This window comes from Collinsella sp. UBA1693, from assembly GCF_002320115.1.
GTDB classification, from domain to species: Bacteria; Actinomycetota; Coriobacteriia; order Coriobacteriales; family Coriobacteriaceae; genus Collinsella; species Collinsella tanakaei.
This window is the reverse complement of sequence record NZ_DCJT01000007.1, coordinates 44,647-44,889: the sequence shown is the minus strand read 5'-3', so window position 1 is coordinate 44,889 and position 243 is coordinate 44,647. Positions and strand designations below refer to the sequence as shown.

Genomic DNA, 243 nt, shown 5'->3' with positions numbered 1-243 from the left:
TCGAGTCCTACTCGAGGAGCCAGATCTTTCACCCCGTTCCTTGGAGCGGGGTTTTTTATTATTGAATGATCTTATCGACGGCGAATGTTGGCGACCTGAAGCTGGAGCGCCCTTCACTTCGATCGACCCCGCTATTAGAGCCGGCAAAAGGTGGCAGAAAGCACGTTCCAAACTTTTTTGAAATTCCCCCTTGCGCCTCCCCCGGCCATGGATATAATAAATTTTGTTGCTTAGCCGCAACCG

General features: G+C 51.0%; 1 protein-coding gene. It reads right to left on the bottom strand.

Annotated elements, in window-relative coordinates:
- Positions 1-58: 58 nt before the first annotated feature.
- The coding region (locus B3H65_RS03745) for a hypothetical protein (RefSeq protein WP_286684184.1) at positions 59-243 on the bottom strand (185 nt) is incomplete at its 5' end.